Source organism: Natrinema ejinorense, assembly GCF_002494345.1.
Taxonomy (GTDB): Archaea; Halobacteriota; Halobacteria; order Halobacteriales; family Natrialbaceae; genus Natrinema; species Natrinema longum.
Genome location: NZ_NXNI01000001.1, coordinates 2,307,861 through 2,325,718 on the forward strand (window position 1 = coordinate 2,307,861; position 17,858 = coordinate 2,325,718).

General features: G+C 64.1%; 16 protein-coding genes. 7 read left to right on the plus strand and 9 right to left on the minus strand.

All coding sequences use genetic code 11. The annotated features are described in order from the left end of the window. Positions 1–41: 41 nt before the first annotated feature. Positions 42–2,270 (minus strand): CDC48 family AAA ATPase, encoded by a 2,229-nt coding sequence (locus tag CP557_RS11545; protein ID WP_097380044.1) that lies wholly within the window; start codon positions 2,268–2,270, stop codon positions 42–44. 218 nt (positions 2,271–2,488) lie between these two features. On the opposite strand from CP557_RS11545, the gene larC reads away from it, so the two are divergent. Beyond that, the gene (gene larC, locus CP557_RS11550; RefSeq protein WP_097380045.1) at positions 2,489–3,856 is read left to right on the plus strand and encodes a nickel pincer cofactor biosynthesis protein LarC; all 1,368 of its coding nucleotides are present in this window, start codon (positions 2,489–2,491) and stop codon (positions 3,854–3,856) included. 436 nt (positions 3,857–4,292) lie between these two features. Here larC and CP557_RS11555 read toward each other — a convergent pair whose 3' ends face one another. The 3 genes from CP557_RS11555 to CP557_RS11565 all read right to left on the minus strand — a co-directional run bounded on the left by CP557_RS11555 (position 4,293) and on the right by CP557_RS11565 (position 6,885). After that, positions 4,293–4,535, minus strand: coding sequence for a hypothetical protein (locus CP557_RS11555; RefSeq protein WP_097380046.1), 243 nt, complete (start codon positions 4,533–4,535; stop codon positions 4,293–4,295). Between the two features lie 537 nt (positions 4,536–5,072). Next, entirely contained in the window at positions 5,073–5,885 is an 813-nt protein-coding gene (locus CP557_RS11560) for a hypothetical protein (RefSeq protein ID WP_245852984.1), read from the minus strand. A 517-nt stretch (positions 5,886–6,402) separates the two neighbouring features. After that, complete coding sequence (locus tag CP557_RS11565) at positions 6,403–6,885, minus strand: hypothetical protein (protein WP_245852985.1); 483 nt, start codon at positions 6,883–6,885, stop codon at positions 6,403–6,405. Positions 6,886–7,640: 755 nt separating this feature from the next. Here CP557_RS11565 and CP557_RS11570 point away from each other — a divergent pair. After that, on the plus strand, positions 7,641–9,140 hold the full coding sequence (locus tag CP557_RS11570; RefSeq protein WP_211290200.1) for a hypothetical protein: 1,500 nt from the start codon (positions 7,641–7,643) through the stop codon (positions 9,138–9,140). A 149-nt stretch (positions 9,141–9,289) separates the two neighbouring features. Here CP557_RS11570 and CP557_RS11575 read toward each other — a convergent pair whose 3' ends face one another. The 3 genes from CP557_RS11575 to CP557_RS11585 form a co-directional block, all read right to left on the minus strand. Then, entirely contained in the window at positions 9,290–10,063 is a 774-nt protein-coding gene (locus CP557_RS11575; RefSeq protein WP_097380049.1) for a hypothetical protein, read from the minus strand. Between the two features lie 193 nt (positions 10,064–10,256). Beyond that, positions 10,257–11,075, minus strand: a complete 819-nt coding sequence (locus CP557_RS11580) for an alpha/beta fold hydrolase (RefSeq protein ID WP_097380050.1) — start codon at positions 11,073–11,075, stop codon at positions 10,257–10,259. Positions 11,076–11,133: 58 nt separating this feature from the next. Next, complete coding sequence (locus CP557_RS11585) at positions 11,134–11,553, minus strand: hypothetical protein (RefSeq protein ID WP_143825066.1); 420 nt, start codon at positions 11,551–11,553, stop codon at positions 11,134–11,136. A 162-nt stretch (positions 11,554–11,715) separates the two neighbouring features. Here CP557_RS11585 and radB point away from each other — a divergent pair, with 162 nt between their 5' ends. Next, positions 11,716–12,465, plus strand: a complete 750-nt coding sequence (gene radB, locus CP557_RS11590; RefSeq protein ID WP_097380052.1) for a DNA repair and recombination protein RadB — start codon at positions 11,716–11,718, stop codon at positions 12,463–12,465. 94 nt (positions 12,466–12,559) lie between these two features. Here radB and CP557_RS11595 read toward each other — a convergent pair whose 3' ends face one another. Then, complete coding sequence (locus CP557_RS11595; RefSeq protein WP_097380053.1) at positions 12,560–13,717, minus strand: CBS domain-containing protein; 1,158 nt, start codon at positions 13,715–13,717, stop codon at positions 12,560–12,562. Between the two features lie 106 nt (positions 13,718–13,823). Between CP557_RS11595 and CP557_RS11600 the strand changes: the two genes are divergently transcribed. The 4 genes from CP557_RS11600 (at position 13,824) to CP557_RS11615 (ending at position 16,835) form a co-directional block, all read left to right on the plus strand. Then, positions 13,824–14,123 (plus strand): lycopene cyclase domain-containing protein, encoded by a 300-nt coding sequence (locus CP557_RS11600; RefSeq protein WP_097380054.1) that lies wholly within the window; start codon positions 13,824–13,826, stop codon positions 14,121–14,123. Between the two features lie 251 nt (positions 14,124–14,374). Further along, on the plus strand, positions 14,375–15,115 hold the full coding sequence (locus CP557_RS11605) for a CAP domain-containing protein (RefSeq protein ID WP_097380055.1): 741 nt from the start codon (positions 14,375–14,377) through the stop codon (positions 15,113–15,115). 128 nt (positions 15,116–15,243) lie between these two features. After that, on the plus strand, positions 15,244–16,026 hold the full coding sequence (locus CP557_RS11610; protein ID WP_097380056.1) for a YihY/virulence factor BrkB family protein: 783 nt from the start codon (positions 15,244–15,246) through the stop codon (positions 16,024–16,026). 89 nt (positions 16,027–16,115) lie between these two features. Further along, positions 16,116–16,835: a prolipoprotein diacylglyceryl transferase gene (locus tag CP557_RS11615; RefSeq protein ID WP_097380057.1), complete on the plus strand. Its 720-nt coding sequence runs from the start codon at positions 16,116–16,118 to the stop codon at positions 16,833–16,835. Positions 16,836–17,021: 186 nt separating this feature from the next. On the opposite strand, the gene CP557_RS11620 is transcribed toward CP557_RS11615, so the two are convergent. After that, positions 17,022–17,780, minus strand: a complete 759-nt coding sequence (locus tag CP557_RS11620; protein ID WP_097380058.1) for a hypothetical protein — start codon at positions 17,778–17,780, stop codon at positions 17,022–17,024. Between the last annotated feature and the right edge of the window lie 78 nt (positions 17,781–17,858).

The window sequence follows — 17,858 nt, forward strand, 5'->3', positions numbered from 1 at the left end:
GCAAAAACCGCGCTGAAATCCCGCCGACGGCGACGGTCGGCTTATTGGAAGCCGATCCGGCTGCCGCGACGACCCGTCGGATCGGGACCGCTCGTGCCGCCCTGGAACTCCTCTTCGATCTGCTCGTAGTAGTCGAGGATGTCGTCGGTGATCGTCGGCCGGACGTTCTCCATGGCCTGTCGGAAGTGGCGCATCTCGACGATGTCCGCCTCCTCGTCCTCGCGCAGCGCCTCGATGGCCGCCTCGCGGGCGATCGACTCGAGGTCGCTGCCGACGTAGCCGTCCGTGATCTCGGCGATCTCGCGCAGGGTGACGTCGGCGGCCAGTGGCGTGTCCTCGGTGTGGATCTCGAGGATGCGTTCGCGGCCGTCGACGTCGGGTTCGCCGATCATGACCAGCCGGTCGAACCGCCCCGAGCGAAGCAGTGCGGGGTCGATCATGTCCGGCCGGTTGGTCGCGCCGATGACCATGACGTTGCCCATCTCCTCTAACCCGTCGAGTTCGGTCAGCAGCTGGTTGACGACGCGTTCGGAGACGTTCGAGCCGACTTCACCGCCTCGACCCGGCGCGAGCGCGTCGAGTTCGTCGAAGAAGATGACCGTCGGGGAGACCTGGCGGGCCTTGCGGAAGGTCTGCCGGATGGCCTTCTCCGATTCGCCGACCCACTTCGAGAGGAGTTGTGGACCACGCACGGAGATGAAGTTCGCGTTGGTCTCGTTGGCGACGGCTTTCGCCATGAGCGTCTTCCCGGTGCCCGGCGGGCCGTACAGCAAGACGCCGGCCGGCGGATCGATCCCCAGCCGCTCGAACCGTTCGGGCGTCGAGAGGGGCCACTCGACGGACTCCTGGACCTGGTCCTTGGCGTCCTGGAGGCCGCCGACGTCCTCCCAGGAGATCTTCGGGAGTTCCACCAGGACTTCCCGCATCGCGGAGGGTTCGACCTCGTTCAACGCACCCCGGAAGTCCTCGCGCTTGACAATCATCCGGTCGATCAGGCTCGGCGGGATGTCCTCCTCGTCGAGATCGATCTCGGGGAGGTAACGCCGCAGGGCCTTCATCGCCGCCTCTTTGGTCAGGCTCTCGATGTCGGCACCGACGAAGCCGTGGGTCTCATCGGCCAGATGTCCGAGGCTGACGTCGTCGGAGAGGGGCATCCCGCGCGTGTGGATCTGCAGGATCTCCTCGCGGCCCGTCTCGTCGGGGACGCCGATCTCGATCTCGCGGTCGAAGCGGCCGGGTCGGCGCAGGGCTGGGTCGACCGAGTCGACCCGGTTCGTCGCCGCGATGACGATCACCTGGCCACGGGACTCGAGGCCGTCCATCATCGTCAGCAACTGGGCGACGACCCGTCGCTCGACCTCGCCGGTGACGTCTTCGCGTTTCGGGGCGATGGAGTCGAGTTCGTCGATGAAGATGATCGACGGCGACTCCTCGGTCGCGTCCTCGAAGATCTCCCTGAGTTGTTGTTCGGATTCACCGTAGTACTTCGAGATGATCTCCGGACCGGCGATAGAGAAGAAACTGGCGGAGGTCTCGTTGGCGACGGCCTTGGCCAGCAAGGTCTTCCCGGTGCCCGGCGGGCCATGCAGGAGGACGCCCTGTGGCGGCTCGATGCCGAGTTTCTTGAAGATCTGCGGGTGCTTCATCGGGAGTTCGACCATCTCCCGGACCCGCTGGATCTCGCCTTGCAGGCCGCCGATGTCCTCGTAGGTGATCCCGCCGCCGGTCTTCTCGAAGCCCGAAATCGGCTCCTCCCGGAGTTCGACGTCGGTGTCTTCGGTGACGAGCACGACGCCTTCGGGTTCGGTCTCGACGGCGATCAGCGGAATTGCTTGCCCCGGCGACCGCATGAACGGGTGGTTCGTCGAACTCATCACGGGGACGATATCTCGGCCGACGACCGGGCGCTTGAGGATCTGGCGTTTCACCATGCCCGCAGCGTCGGACCCGAACTGGACCGACGCCTCCTCGGGCGGTGCGAGCACCAGCTTCTCGGCTTTCGTCGCTTCGGCCTTCCGGATCGTTACCCGCTCGCCGATACCGACATCGGCGTTCTGACGGGTGAACCCGTCGATACGGACGGTATCCGTGTTCCAGTCTTGCCGATCCGCACGCCAGACCTTCGCCGCAGTCGTATCCGCACCCTCGATCTCGATGATGTCGCCCGGACTGAGCTTTAAATGCAACAGCGTGTCCGGGTCGAGTCGGGCGATACCACGACCCGAGTCGTTCGGGTACGCCTTCGCAACCTCCAGTTGGACTTCGTTCATGATTTAGGAACCGCGATGTCAGTGACTCCGATTCGTGACCGGATAGGTTTTTTGCTAGCGCAAGTCATCTCCTGTTAATCCTGTGCTAGTTGCTACCATGCCTAGTTGGGCTGGACGCTACAAAGATGTACCGGCATCGGTTGGTTTCGGTCCCTATCGATCCCGCCCGTCAGGGCGGAGACGGATGGCTTTTTGCCGCTTGCGTTCCGAACGTAGCCATGCGTATTCTCGCCTTCGACGGCCACATGGGAGCCAGCGGCGACATGATCCTCGCCACGCTCCTCGATGCCGGCGGCGACCCCGACGCCCTCGAGCCCGTTACGGACCGACTCGACGTAGCGTACCGGATCGACGAGGCCGACAAGAGCGGTATCGCCGCGACGGCGGTCGACGTGCTCCTGACGGACACGGCGTCCCCTGCCGACGACGATCACGGCCACGATACCTCACACGACGATTCGGACCGCGATCACGGCGACTCGGATCACGACGGCCACGATCACCACGGCGACGGTCCACACGACGGCCACACGCACGACCACGGACACGCGCACGACGACAGCCACGCCGAAGGCCACGGCCCCCATCGCAGCTATCTCGAGGTCCGCGAGATCGTCGCCGACATGGCCCTCGAGCCGGCGGTCGAACGCGACGCACTCGCGATCTTCGAGTTGCTCGGCGAGGCGGAAGCGAGCGTTCACGGCGAGGACCTCGAGGAGATCCACTTCCACGAGGTCGGGGCCGACGACGCCATCGCGGACGTGGTCGGTGCCGCGGCCTTGCTCCACGACCTCGAGCCCGACCGGGTCGTGACGACGCCGCTGGCGACCGGCGGCGGAACGGTCTCGATGAGCCACGGCGAGTATCCCGTGCCGACGCCGGCGGTCGTCGAAATCGCCCAGCGGGCCGACTGGTCGCTTCGTGGCGGGCCCGTCGACGCGGAACTCCTCACCCCGACCGGCGCGGCGATCCTGGGCCACGTCGCCGAGGGCGTCGATTCGGTGCCCGCCCTCTCGGTCGATGCCGCGGGGTATGGCGCGGGCGGCTACGACCTCGATCCGCATCCGAACGTCCTGCGGGTACTGGTCGGCTCGGACGAGGGCGGCAGTGAACTCGTCAAAGACGACATCGCGGTCCTCGAGACGAACCTCGACGACGCACCGCCCGAAGTGCTGGGCGGCCTCCAGGAAACGCTCGCTGCCGCGGGCGCACGCGACGTCTCGATCCTCCCCGCGACGATGAAGAAGTCCCGACCCGGTCATCTGGTGAAGGTCATTTGCAAACCTGCGGATCGGGAGCGCGTCGCCCGGAAACTGGCCGATGAGACCGGCACGCTGGGCGTTCGGGATGCGGGGGCCACCCACCGATGGATCGCGAATCGGCAGTTCGAGACGGCCTCCCTCGAGATCGACGGCGACGAGTACGCGGTCAGCGTCAAACTCGCGAGCGACGCCGACGGCGAGGTCTACGACGTCAGCGCGGAGTACGACGACGCGCTGGCAGTCGCGGGCCAGACTTCCCTCCCGGTTCGAGCCGTGATGGAGCGAGCGGAAGCGGCCGTCCGAGCCGATCACGGGCCCGAGTAACTGATATGCGGTGGCGCGCGCTGTCGACTGTCCGAGGGATACCGAGGGCAGTCGACGACAGTGTGCGAGGTCTTCGCGAACGCTGTGAGCGAAGGCGTGGAAGACGCGTCGCGTCTTCCAATGGATGACAAGCGACCACAGGGAGCGAGCGAATCGGCTGGGGAGGGTGTGGGTACTCCCTGTTGCCACGGGAGCAGGACGCTTCGTTCCGGTCATCCCAATCGAACACCGCGCTCGAGACACTGGAATCTTGCTCACGCGTTTCACCGCTGTCCGCCGTGGCAGACAGTGTGCCGATCCGATCTGACTGGACTCGAGGCCCGGTTCCGAGCCGACCGGCCGCCGATCGTGTCGACGGAGTGGTGGTGTGTCGTCCGTTCGACGCGCACCGCCGACCGGTCGGCTACCCGGCGGGGCTCGAGCGCCGAGCCCCGCGTTACTCGTCGGTCCCGTCGTCGTGCTCGCGATGGACGCTGCTGGCGCGCTCGCGGTGGATGCCGCTGTCGGCCTCGCGGTGGATCAGCCCAGGGGCGACCGAACAGCCACAGGGCCTGACGACGCCGGTATGGGGCCCGGTCGACGTCAGCGCGGTAATGGGCTGGCCGCAACTGGGACACGAGAGCAGCGCCGAGTCGTCCGCTCGTCGATCGTCGTGATCCCCCGTCTCGTCGCTACACATCGCGATCGCACCTCGCGATCGAGCGCGGCGTCGACACTGGTCGCGTCTGGCGATTCTGTCGTCGTGCGGGACGTTTATATCCCGGTAGAATCAACGTAATCATGCTTCGAAACCCTCGCGGGTTTGGAAGCGAGTCTCGGGTGGTCACAGCACCCGGGGCATTTCGATACAGCCCCCTGTCGCTGGAGACCGGCTTCCAGTTTTCGGTTTGACGTGTTGTAACTTATATCTACTGTTAACAGTTCGTAATCATATCGCCTCGAGCGGTGGGGCTCGCGCCGGGATCGACCCCGACTCGAGAACGGGCTCCAAAACCAGTTGCTGGGATCGCTCCCACCGCGAGCGGTCGTTCGACGCGACTCCCGTGAACCCGAGCGCGGAATTTAGAGTCGCCGTCACTCGGCCTCGAGTCGGTCCGGAGTCACCGTCACTCGGTCTCGAGTCGGTCACGAACTCGTAGTCGAGACGGTCACGTGGTCGACTCGAGCACAGCGCACAAAAAAAAGCGAACGTGGAATCGTCCGGAGAGTGACCGTCTCAGCCGGAGACGATCGCGGCCAGGTCGCCACTGAAGGCGTCCGCACTGGCGCTCTGCGTGTTCGAGTTCGACGCGTCGGCGTTCTGTTCGATTAGCTGGTTGACGGTCTGGTCACCAACGGATCCTTCGATGCCGTCGGTGACGTCGCCGTTATCACCGTTGTCGCCGTTGTCACCGTTGCCACCGTTGTCCGTCTCACATGCTTCAACACTCCCTTCCAGTTGGGCGTCTCCATACTCGAAGGTACACGTCGTCCCATCAGAATTGGTCACAAGGGCCCGGACCGGCGTTTGGGCTTCGCTCTGGCCCGGTGGGTCGAAGGTCCAGGTAGCGGCCAGCGGATTGCCGTCACTGGCACGCGCTTCTCCAGGGGTTAGGTCGATGTTATCTCCCTGACCCGTACTAGATGCTAGGTCGAACTCATCGTCATCACCATCCCATTCGAACGTAGCGTAGGGTTGATTTCCTTCTTCGCGAATGAACGTCACGGTCTGGATTCCGGTTTGGGTATCCTCACCGTTATCGCCGTCAGTACCATCATCACCGTCGTCGCCATCGTCCATGATGTCCTCGAGGTCGATGTCGACCCCGGTCGCGTCCTGATCGGCGAACTGGCTCGCGTTCTGCTCGATCACGTTCGTCTGCGATACGCTCTGTGACTGACTGACGCTCGAGGCCGCAAGGCTATCGTCGCTGCTGTCGCCGTCGTCATCGTGATGGCCGCCGCCTGCAGCAGCCATTCCTGCAAAGCCAACGAAGGCCATGCTGCCGACGAGAGCGAGCGTCATCAGTACCGTTATTGTCCGTCTCATAGTTTGGTAGATCGTTTGTCCGGGTGGGCACACACGTGTCATGCGGGATTTCCGATAGGACACTGGCCGTCGCAACACACGACACCGCGTACCGACCGCGTCTCGGTCTCTTCCCGCATTGACGTGGTGCCTCGCCCGGTCAGATCGGACCATAGCAGCCCATATGAAGGCAAATCACTGTTCACAGTGCTATCCGATTCCTACATTGTGCAGACCCATATATTATCTAAAATTACAGAATAGCATCACCACTTGTATTTCGAGAACAGAATAGTGTTTGGGATCAGTCATAGTGCTTCGAACGGTAGTAAAAACCAACACAGACGGCGACTCCAGCCCCTGACGGCTGGCACCGAAATCAGGGTCGTACTATCGATTGCTATCCGACTGCTACAGTCGGCCCCCTCGCGAGTCGACTCGGAGTCAGGAGACTCGAGACCGGTCGGTCGAACGGCTCCAGTTTCCATCCCGCTTCGGTAAAAAAGTACTATCCCGAATCGAGCGGCGAGTCGCGTCGTTAGAAGCCGAAGTTAGCAGCGGACGCAGTGCCAACCTGGGAGTTCGTGTTGGACGCCTCGGCCGACTGGCTGATGTTCTGCTCTATCGTCTGGTCACCAGTGGTGCCGATCTCGACGCTGATGCCATCTCCGTTATCGTTGTTATCGTTGACGTTATCGGTCGAAGCCCCACTGTCGGCTGCGCTCCCGAGTGGGAACGGGAACTCGTTATCTTCATTGAAGCTGTCGTCGACAGTGACCTCGAATCCAGTTGCCTCCTGCTCGGCAGTCTGGTTGGCGTTCTGGTCGATGTCGTTAACCTGAGCGACCTCTTGGTTCTGGACGACAGCTGCTGCCGCGAGCTGATTATCGTCATCGTCGTCGACGTCTGCTGTGTCAGCCGTATCGGCGGTACCACTTGCTGCTGCCGTTCCGGCGAAGCCAACCAGCAGCAGGCTGGCGACGAGTACGAGCGTCAGGATCGTGTTCCGTGTCACATTCATAGTTGGAATCTTGGTATCGGTTCGAGAGACACGAACGCTACCGAGCCGGCATGCGACGGATAGCTGCGGCTCGTCGGACGTAACCGCCGTTAGCCTCCCGTTCGCTGCGTGTCTCCCGACTAAGGCTCACTTCGGAGATTCATATGAAGACGGGGCATGGTTTCGTTCCATAGCAACGGTTGACCAGATCGTTTCAGTTCCTATCTCGAATTGACCGATCGTTTCAGCGCAGACTCGAAATTCGAGACTATCGATCGCGTATGGCGTCCGTACCGATCCGAAGCTGGGGCTCGGACCGATGCGTGGGTGGGGCGTTTTCCGGCTCGAGAGGGGGATTTTCCGCCGGTATACTCGATCTCTCGCCGATCCTAACCCGAACTTTCCGCTATGTAACAGCTACTCGAGTTACCGGTCAGATACTCTGACAGTATCGGCGTCGCGATGGTCCCGCGGAAACGATGCTTCGGGGGGTTCGATCGGACCTGGGTCTTCTGTGGTGCTGGGAGGGTCTCAGCGAGTGTGCCGACGGTCGCGGTTCGGGCCAGTCTCGAGGCAGCTCGCGTAATGGCCCCCCTTCAGTTCGGTATCAGTCTTCTTCGCCGCGGAAATATACAGATAACAAAGTCTGTAATCGGGATAGGAGGGTTTGCGACGCACAGACCTAGCAAGAAATCACAATCACGACACAAATCAAACGATCAATGAGAAACAAGACAACGAGACGCTCACGAACTACGACACTCCTTATGGCCTGTATGGTCGTCTTGTCGATGGTAGCGGCCGGTGTGCCGACGGCCGCGGCAGGCGGCGACGGCGACCTCGAGAACGGAACGGTCCACGCGCTCGAGGATGGCGAGGAGCTGTACCTGGTCTTCGGAGCGGACCTCGGCGAGCAATCGCTCGAAGACTATATCGACGAGCACGCGGAGGGCGAAGCCGACTCCGCGGCCGAAGTCATCCAGTACCAAGACGTCGATCAAGTCAACATCAACGAGCAAGGCTCGGCGGTGTCGATATCGATCGACGGTGGCGAGGCGACCGCCATTCAGGAGGCAAACCAGTACAACGACAACGAACAGCGCGGGTCGGCCAACGCCGAGAGTCGCCTCCAGAGCGCACAAACGCAGTTCGAAGACGTCGGCGACGTCAACATCATCATCGGCAACGGCGGCGATCAACAGTTCGACGGCTGGGGGGTCAAAGACAAGAAGGGTGACGACGAGACGATCACCCAGGAGGCCCTCGCTTCCGTGACCCAGTCACAGGAGGTCGCTCAGGTCAACTACAACAACCAGAGTACCGCCTTCGCCCTCGCCGTCGACGACAGCGAGGCGACCGCCGTCCAGCAGTCCTACCAGCGCAACGAGAACCTCCAGGAAGGGGTCGCCAACGCGTCCAACGTCTACCTCGGCGACGGCGAGTTCGGCCACAAGAAGGACAAGTCAGGCGACCACGGTCCGTCCACCGGCCAGGACGCTGACGCGACGGTCACGCAACAACAGGACGTCGAACAGGCGAACCTCAACGAACAGCGCGGTGCCGTCGCCATCGCGATCGGCGAGAACAGCACCGCCACGGCGATCCAGTTCACCGACCAGAGCAACCTCAACGAACAGCTCGGGAGTGCCGACGCCACGAACCTGCTGGCCTCGAGCGTCGGGATGAACGTCGCGACCGCGGGCAACGTGAGCAGTGACGTCCTCTCGACGCACACCGACACGCACAAGCCCGACAAGAAGAGCGACGACGGGGGCGAGCAGACGGCGACCGCCGGCGTGGCCCAAGAGCAGGGGGTCGAGCAGCGAAACATCAACCTGCAAAACAGCGCCATGGCGATCGCACAGAACGGGAGCGATGCCACGGCCATCCAGCTGGCCTACCAGCAAAACTACAACGCTCAGATCGCCTACGCCGACGCACTCAACGTCTACGCGAGTCCGGGCTACGTCTCCGACGACATCACCCGAACCTCGAGTACGACGGCGACGATCGACGGCAATGCGGGCGACTCCAACCCCGGCATGTCGTACGATTACGCCGGCAACGCCACGCAGACGAACGACGGCGATCAGACGGCGAGCGCGGCGATCGAACAACACCAGTTCATCACCCAGGAGAACATCAACGAGCAACACACCTCCGTCGCGGTCGCCGAAGACGGTGGGAGTGCCGGTAGCTCGCAGATCACCATGCAGGAGAACGAGAACATCCAGTTCACGTCCGTCGCCTCGACGAACACCTGGGTCGGCGCATAATTACAGTCCGTCACACGGTCGGTTTTCGACCGACGTGACTGACAGTTTCCGTTTCTTTCGGCGGCTCGCTCGGGAGCTCTGCTCGGCGGTCGGGGACGCCGTTCCACGTGTGTCCCGCTCGGACCGACGAACCGCATTCTACGGGGTGGCTACGAACCGTCGGAGCCGTCCGTTCCTGTCGTCTCCGTCGCCGTGTCGTCGTCACGATGCTCGGCGAGTGCCTCGTCGATGGTCAACTCGCCGGCAGCGACTCGACGGGCGAGTAGCTCGTCGATCGCCCGATTGTGCTCGCTCTCCTCGCGGGAGCGATCCTTGATCACCTGAATCTCGCCGTCCGTCGGTTCGATCTCGCGTGCATCGACGACGTCTCCCTCGAGTCGGGCGATGTTGACCGCGGCGAGGACGTCACCCATCCCTCGGGCACCCGTCCCGAGATACGGGGTCGTCCCGGTTTCGTCGACGAGTTCGACCGTCACGTCGTCGAGTTCGTTGACGAGTTTCGCGCTCTCGAGGCGGGAGCCGTCGCCGATTCGGACGATCGGCGACGGGGCGTCGGCGGCTTCGCGTTGGATCACGTCGACGGCGTCGCCGAGGGGGACCTGAAAGGCGGCGACGATCGTCTCGCCAGTGAGCACGGCGATGCCGGGCCGTTGGCCCGGGTCGACGCCGATGACCGTCCGGCCGCCGTTGCCCCGAACCGCGGCCAGTGCCTGATCGACCGCACGCCGTGGCTCGTCCGGATCGGCGACGACCGTCGTTGCGTCCGCGAACGTCTCGGCGTTGTCGGCCCCGGTGACGACGACGGTGGCTCGCTCGGGCAACTCCTCGTCGGGCTCGAGGGTCGTAAACGCCGTTCCGCGCTCGCGAAGTTCGTTGACGACGCCGTGGTATACCTCGAAGTCTGCCGTGGCGACGACGATCACAGGTCGACCTTCGGAGCGACGGGGAATAAACGTACGCGAACTCCGTTCTGATCGGTGGGAAATGGTATCCGTGCGCCGACAGGAGAGCGACTCGGTAATCGTCCTACGGGTTTCCCCCAACCCCGATAGTAGCAACTGAAACGATGTACACACTGATCGCAACGCTGTCGTGCGATCAGGTGCGCAATGACTGTCAGTTGCTACTATAGTCGGTGACCCACTCGAGAACGTCCTGTCGACAATCGAGCAACGTCCCGAGATGGTCGCTGTCCCTGCTTATCAGGGTACCGTGCGTATCCTCGAGGAATGTCTCGACGGGAGAGAGTGGTGTGTTCTCGTCTTGGACTCCGTGCCACGCGCGGACTGGAATGTCGGATCGAACCGAGTCGAACGAACTGTCGGCGAACATCCGGGTCTCGCGCATAACGGCGTCTTCACCCTGTCGGACTCCTTCATGAAAGTCGTCTGCGACCGCCGTCCGCACAGGGTCAGACACCGACCGGTCGGTGTATTGCTGGACGACCGCGTCCGGCCCGCGGACGCGGGCGATCGACTTGGAGAGTCGAAAGAGGATGCGCAGCGCGAACGGGACCCTCGAGAGCGTGGTGAGTTTGTTCTCGGCGGGTGGAACGACGGTACTGACCAGTCCGATTTGGCTCGTTCGGTCGGCCGTCGCTGCTGCGAGTGCAAATGGGCCTCCACCGGAGAATCCGACGAACGGGACCCGATCGATCGACTCGGCGTCGAGCAGTTCGTGCAGGTCGTCCTGCCAGTCGTTCCAGGTCCAGTCATGCGGTGGCGACGTCGATCGCCCGTACCCGGGCCGATCCGGAACGACGAGCTGGATGTCGTTCCGAGCGGCAGCATCGGAACACACTGCTGCGAATAATCGAGAGCCAGGTGTCCCGTGGTGAACGATGACAGGATTCCCCTGCGGGTCGCCGCCGATAGCGTAGGAGAGCGTTCGTCCGTCCGAGAGCGTACATTCAGCGGTTGACAGTTCCGATGTCATAGTCGTGCTCGGAGTCGTGATTCGTGAATTGTAGTTGAATTGTAATTAGATTTCGATACTAGTCAACAGAATAGACGCAGGTTGAGGGCCGGTCTCCGAACCAGTCGTTCGACGAGCGGTGCTGCTCGGCGGATACCGGCACGCCGAGCGGTTTGCTCGGCGAACCAGTACCCGGCCGGTATTCCTGCACCCAGAGCGTGCCGAGACTCGCGACGTTGATCGACAGGACGTTCTCGAGCGTGCTGATCGTCACGTAGCCCCCTTCTTGAACCCAGATGTCCCGGAGTTCGTCCACGAGGGCTTCGATATCCGCCGTCCCAGTCGGAACGAACACGAGTGCACCGTACTCCCGCCGGCACGTTTCGTCGGTGAGAAAATACTCGACATCGGACGCCGCGAGCATCGTCTCGACGGCGTTTCGTTTCCCGACGGGGAGGCGATCTGCAACAGGCGCATCTCTCAGCGCCCTGGCAGTCACGTTACCAAACCGTTCACAACCAACGACGGCGAGACCCCGACCCGCGTGCGGGATCGGTCGTAGTCGAAGCGTGGAGCCGATGTCTCGTACATCCGACACGCCGGAACGATCGAGCCGGGTCGGTTCCGGGGCCTTTTTGCGCATACCCGGTCAACTCGAACCGTGACCGACGAGGCGATTCCAACCGGCTGTGGCCCGGTCGACGAGTTGCTCGGTGGCGGGTTCGAACGCGGCACCGTCACGCAGTTGTACGGCCCGCCGGCCGCCGGGAAAACGAATCTCGCGCTGTCGGCCGCCGTCGAGACGGCCGTCGGCGGCGGCACGGCGGTCTACATCGATACCGAGGGCGTCTCGCTCGACCGCTTCCAGCAGTTGCTCGAGGCCGCGGTCGGCGGACCGGCTCGCGATCGGACCGGGGCACCGCGAGACGGCGAGACCGACGACGTCGAGGCCGTCGCCTCGCGGATCGTCATCGAGGACGCGCTGGATTTCGAGGAACAGGCCGAGGCCGTCCGCGACGCCGAGGAGTTCGCCGAGCGCGCCGAACTCATCGTCCTCGACAGCGCGACCGGCTTCTACCGGCTCGAGCGGACGGCCGACGGCGACGAGGGCGAGGCACTGCGCAGCGTCACCAGACAGGTGACGCATCTCCTCTCGCTGGCCCGAAAACACGACCTGGCGGTCGTCCTGACGAATCAGGTCTTCGCCGATCCCGACTCCGATCGGACCCGCGGACTGGGTGGCAATACCTTGGAACACTGGACGGGAACCGTCGTCCGCCTCGAGCGGTTTCGCGGTGGCAAACGACGGGCGACCCTCGAGAAACACCGCTCGAAACCCGCCGGTGAATCGGTCCAGTTCCGAATCACGGATACGGGTCTCGAGGGCGGAGACGAGACCGGACGGCCCTGAGCCGCGTCCACTGTCGAGTAGTCGGGTCGGATTCTCATCGGTAAAAATACGATCGGGAGCGGTCGAGGCGCGGTCGGTCAGCGCCGCCGGACCGTTAGATCTGGTTGAGCTTCCGCAGGAGCTGGCCGCGGTACTCCTCGTCGCTGGTAACGCCTTTGAGTTCCAAGACGTTGCGCTCGAGTTTGTCCAGCGCGACGCGGAAGGCGTTCTCCGAGCCGTAGCCTTCGCCGGTGCCGGCGACCTGGTCTTTGTTGGTTCGCAGGCGGATCTGACACTGCACGAGCGGGGTGCCACGGAGTTTCTCGTTGTGTTCGTGGAACCGAACGTGGGCGTGCATCACTTGCATGTCGGCGTACTTGTCGGCGACGGCCTCGATGTCCTGGACGATCGATTCACGGGTGATGGTGTCGAGCATCGAGATGTTGGTGATCTGAACGTCCATGTGTTCCTCCTCCGTGAACGTCAGCGCGCGCAGGACGTCCGTCTTGGTGATGACGCCGATGACGAGCCGGTCGTCGTCCTCGGGCGTGACCATCAACCCCGCGTAGTCGTCCTCGAGCATCGCTTCGACGGCTTCCTTGGCAGTCGCGTCGAGCGTCGTCGTCTCGACGGGGCTGGTCATGATGTCGTAGACCGGCACGTCGAGCAGGCGCTGGCTGTCGCCGACCCGGTCGCCGGTCGTCGTCGTGTGGTTCTCCCGGATGACGAAGTCCGCGATGTCGTGGGTCGTCACGACCCCCGAAAGGTAGCCGTTCTCGTTGAGAATCGGCAGCCGAGAGATACCGTGTTCGCGCAGGAGGTTGATCGCCTTCCCGATTCCGTCGTCCTCGGTCAGCGTGACCGGATCGTCGGTGTAGATGTCCGCGACGGTCAGCGTATCGAGGTTCTCGAGGATGGACTCGAGGATGGCGTCGTCGGTGATGACGCCCCAGAGGTCGCCGTTCTCGAAGACCGGCGCGACCTTCGCGTTGCTCTCGACGAGCACGCGTGCGGTCTCTCGGACGTCCTCCTGGCGGTCGACCTTGGGCGAGGGCGTGCTCCGGCTGGGTTTCGTGAGCGCCGCCACCTTGGCGTCGTCCTCGACGTGGGACTGGAGGACCTCTCGCTCGCTGATGACGCCCTCGTACTCCCCATCGTTGGTGACGATGATCCCCTTGGGGTTGCCGTTCTCGAACATCGAACGGACCTTCCCCATGCGCGTTCCAACATCGACTTCGATAAACTCCGTGGTAGCAATATCAGCGATATTCATCCTTCTACATGAGCGTAGAGCCGCCGGGGTATTTAACATACTGCCCGTTTTATCCGGGTGGCTCTAGACCTGAGACTTTTTATATACGCCGTTGAATCGGCGGCTAATGCTCGACATCAGCGTTTTCGGTCGCTACACCTACCTCGTCACCGAAATCGTGTGGGGAACCGTCGCCGCCCTGTTGCTCCGGCGGGCAAACGCCTGCCGGAAGGCTGTGATTACCATCCTCGCGCTCTATCCGATCGCCTACGTCTGGGACCGATACACGCTCGCCGTCGGCGTCTTCGACATCAAACTCCGGACCGGGATCGATATCGCCGGGATCCCGCTCGAGGAACACCTCTTCATGGCGGTCGTCCCCGGACTCGTCGTCGGGGTCCACGAGACGATCTTCGGAGACGACTGAGACGGGCTGGTGTACCGATGTTCCGGCGCACCCACACGGCGGGTCGCGACCGGGCCGGCACTGACTGACGGACGTCCGTACGACGGGTCGAAAACGCAGGTGTCGTAACCGTCCGCCAGTCTCCTATCCGCGATCGACTGTATGGCCGATCAGGGTCGATCCAAATGGCGGCGCGACACGCCGACCGGTCGTCTCTCACTGAGTGGGATCGTCCGCGACTATCTTGTGTCGACAGACCAAAACGTAATTCGATGGACGGCCGGCGATCCGAGATGACAGCGACCGATACTGACGGCAACCCTGACCGTGCCCTCCTGCGGGGACTGGTGACGGTCCTTCTCGGGGCACTCATCGTCTGCTCGCTCGCGCTCGGAACCACACTGCTTGCACCCCAGCTCGTCGACGGGCTCGAACTCGGGGGCAGCGCCGAACCCAGTCCCGATCCGCCACCGGCCGGCGAGCGCAACCCCGCGGTGACCGATCCGGCCGATCCCGGCAACTCGAGTTACGAAACCGACGTCGAGACGGTTACCTCATCGACCGTCGAGGACTTCGTCCACGCCGAGATCAACGAGCGCCGGGCCGAGCACGGCCTGGAGCCCCTCGAGTGGGACGGGACGATCGCGTCCGTCGCACGCGCTCACAGTTACGAGATGGCCCAAAAAGATTACTTCGCGCACACGAACCCCGACGGAGAGCAGCCGTACGACCGATTCCGGAGCGTCGACAACTACTGCCGGGGATACGGCGAGAACATCGCCAGGACGTGGGTCGATCGGCGCGTCGAGCGCTCCAGCGGCGATGTCGTCCGCTACCGAACTGCCGAAACCCTCGCGAACGGGCTGGTCAATCAGTGGATGAACTCCACGGCCCACCGGGAAGCGATCCTCGAGACTGGCGAGACGCCCCAGTGGGATCGAGCGGGCGTCGGCGTCTACATCGGCCCGGACGGCTCGGTTTACGCCGGTCAGAACTTCTGTCACGAGCGGTGATGCTGTCGCTGTCGACGGCCCGGAACGCGCTCACTCGAGCGGTGACGGGGTGACTGGACCGGGGACTGGCTCACGCAGGAACTGCGAACGACTTACACGTTATTGGACCTGACCGTCGGAGTGACTGTATGGAACTCCCCGAGTCACTCACGCTGATCTATCGGACGGCGAGCGACCGCGATCTGACCTTTCTCGCGGCCGGGTTCGCCTACTACGCGTTCGTCTCGCTGATCCCGCTGGTCTTGCTCGCGCTCGTGGTCGGCTCGCTGTTGGGTGGGGAGCAAACGGCCCAGCGGCTGATCAGGGTCGCCGGCGACTTCCTTCCGGCAGCGGGCGAGCAACTGGTCACCGACGCCCTGACGACCGAGTCCGGTCGGGCCGAGGCGACCGTCGTCGCACTCGGCGTCGCTACCTGGGGCGCGCTCAAGGTCTTTCGCGGCCTGAGTCTGGCGTTCGACATGGTCTACGACGAGGTCACCGAGGACACGCTCGTCGATCAGATCCGGGACGGGCTCACGGTGATCGTCGCCGGCGCGGGCGCGCTCGTCCTGATGCTCGGGATCGGGGCCGTACTCAGCCTCGTCGCCGACACTGTTCCGTTCGCCGGGTTCGTGAGCTGGCTCACATTGCTCGCCGGGCTCATCCTCGTCTTCCTCCCGATCTACTACGTCCTCCCGCCCGTTCCGGTCGAGGTGAGCGAGATCCTCCCCGGAACGGTTTTCGCCGCCGTCGGCTGGACCGTCCTCCAGTTTGGCTTCCAGCTGTACGCGGCAAACGCCGCCCAGTACGAAGCCTACGGGGCCGTCGGTGCCGTGCTCCTCTTCGTCACCTGGCTCTACTTCGCGGGCATCATCATTCTCGTCGGTGCCGTGCTCAACGTCGTCCGAGCGCGCCCCTCGCTGGCCGCGTAGGGATCGACTCGAGCCGACCGTCGGTCGGTGGGTCCCGAGCCCCCTGTACAGGGGAACAATTATGTCCCCAGCAGCGACAGATCTCCACCATGAGCGACGAGCGATCATCCAGTCCCGCCGCGGCCGATGGACCCGCGACGGCCGACGACGCAGACGCGGGCGATCCCCTCGAGCCCGGCGGTGGTCCCCAGCGCGTCGTCTCCGAGGAGAGCGTCGACGACATCCTCGACTCCCTCGGCTCGACGGAATCGGATTCGGCAAAACCGGCGTCGGCGGACTCGAGCGACGAGACGACGAGTGACGCCGACGACACCGTGACGAGCGAGTTCGACGAGACGGCTATCCCAGCCGCCGAGACTGGACCTGGTACCGACGAGCAGTCGTCGGCGGCAACGGACGACACCGAGCCGTCGACCGAGGCGGACTCGGCGACAGATGCGGACCCGGCGACCGACGCGGGCGCCGAGGACGATCCGTCGCTCGAGGAACTCGCAGCCCGCGTCGAGGACGGAACCGTCACCGGCGCGGACGTCCGCGCGGCCGAGGCCGGAGACGGGCGCGAATCGACTCCCGACATCGACGAAGTCGAACTCTCGATGGACGACCTCGAGACGACGGGAGCCAGCGGAACCGCTGCCGAGGCGACCCGCCCCGACGACGCCGGCCCGCTCGCCGGTTCGATCGATCCCGACGACGCCGGCCCGCTTGCCGACTCGAGCGATCGCGACGGGGACGCCGACTCGAGTGCCGACCGACAGTCCGACGGGACCGGACTGCTCGGCCGGCTCAAGGGGCTTTTCTCGCGATAGGATCTCGAGACGGGTGTCGGAGAATCCGTCTCCCAAGTGCGATTTCGCCCGCCGGCTCGAGGTTCAATCCGGAGTGAAACGCTGTTCGCCTGCACTGAGGAATCCAGTTCGCACACCACCGGGACGAGACGCTGTCTCTGCCACCTCCGTTCGAGGGACACGCCGACGACTCGAGTCGTGATGGCGTCAGGCCCGGAGGTGGTCCCGGTTCCGAACCGTCACCACGCGAAATTCGGTCGCGCCCGCGACGAAGAGCAGCCCCCCGACGCTCGCGAGGAGGGCAGTGACGACCGGCGGTGAGAGGCCCCCGGCGAGGACGCCACCGCCGACGGCACCGGCGACGAAGCCGAGTTGAACCGCGACGACGCTCGCGATCCCCCAGCCGCGACCGACGGGCGCGTACAGTCCACCGACGGCAGCCGTTTCGGCGATGGCGTGTCCCGTCAGGAGCGCCAGCGCGAGCACTCCGAAGGAGGTGGTCGTCGCATAGATGCCCGCGATGAGGATCCCTTCGACGACCCGGTGGGCCAGTATCGCGCCGAGCGCCGCGTCCGCACAACCGGCGTGCGGTGAGAGCCCGCGAGTTCGGCCGACCCACGCGATCACACCGCCGAGGATCCCGGCCCCGATCGTCAGGAGCGACGCCTGTGTGAGGGCCGCGAGCAACGCCACGAGGCCGAGCACGACCACGAGTACCGCGACTTCCCGCCGCGTCCCCACACCGTTATGGCCGGCGGACCCGAGAGCGGATCGATAGTACGAGACTATTCCGAGTCCGAACGCGACGCTGAGGACCACCGAGAGGCCGATCGCGACGACGAACGGAACCGCCGGCTCCTGGCTCCCCGCGTGCGTGCCGACGTCGTGAGCGCTGACGGGAACGGGCCAGCCGGCGACGATCCAGACCGGAATCGCGACGAGCGCGGTTGCGATGGCTCGCCTCATCTCTCCCGCCTCTCAGCGCTTTCATTGATCGAATGCTGACTCATCTCTCGTGTCCGTCGGGTCCGATCGTTGCGACCA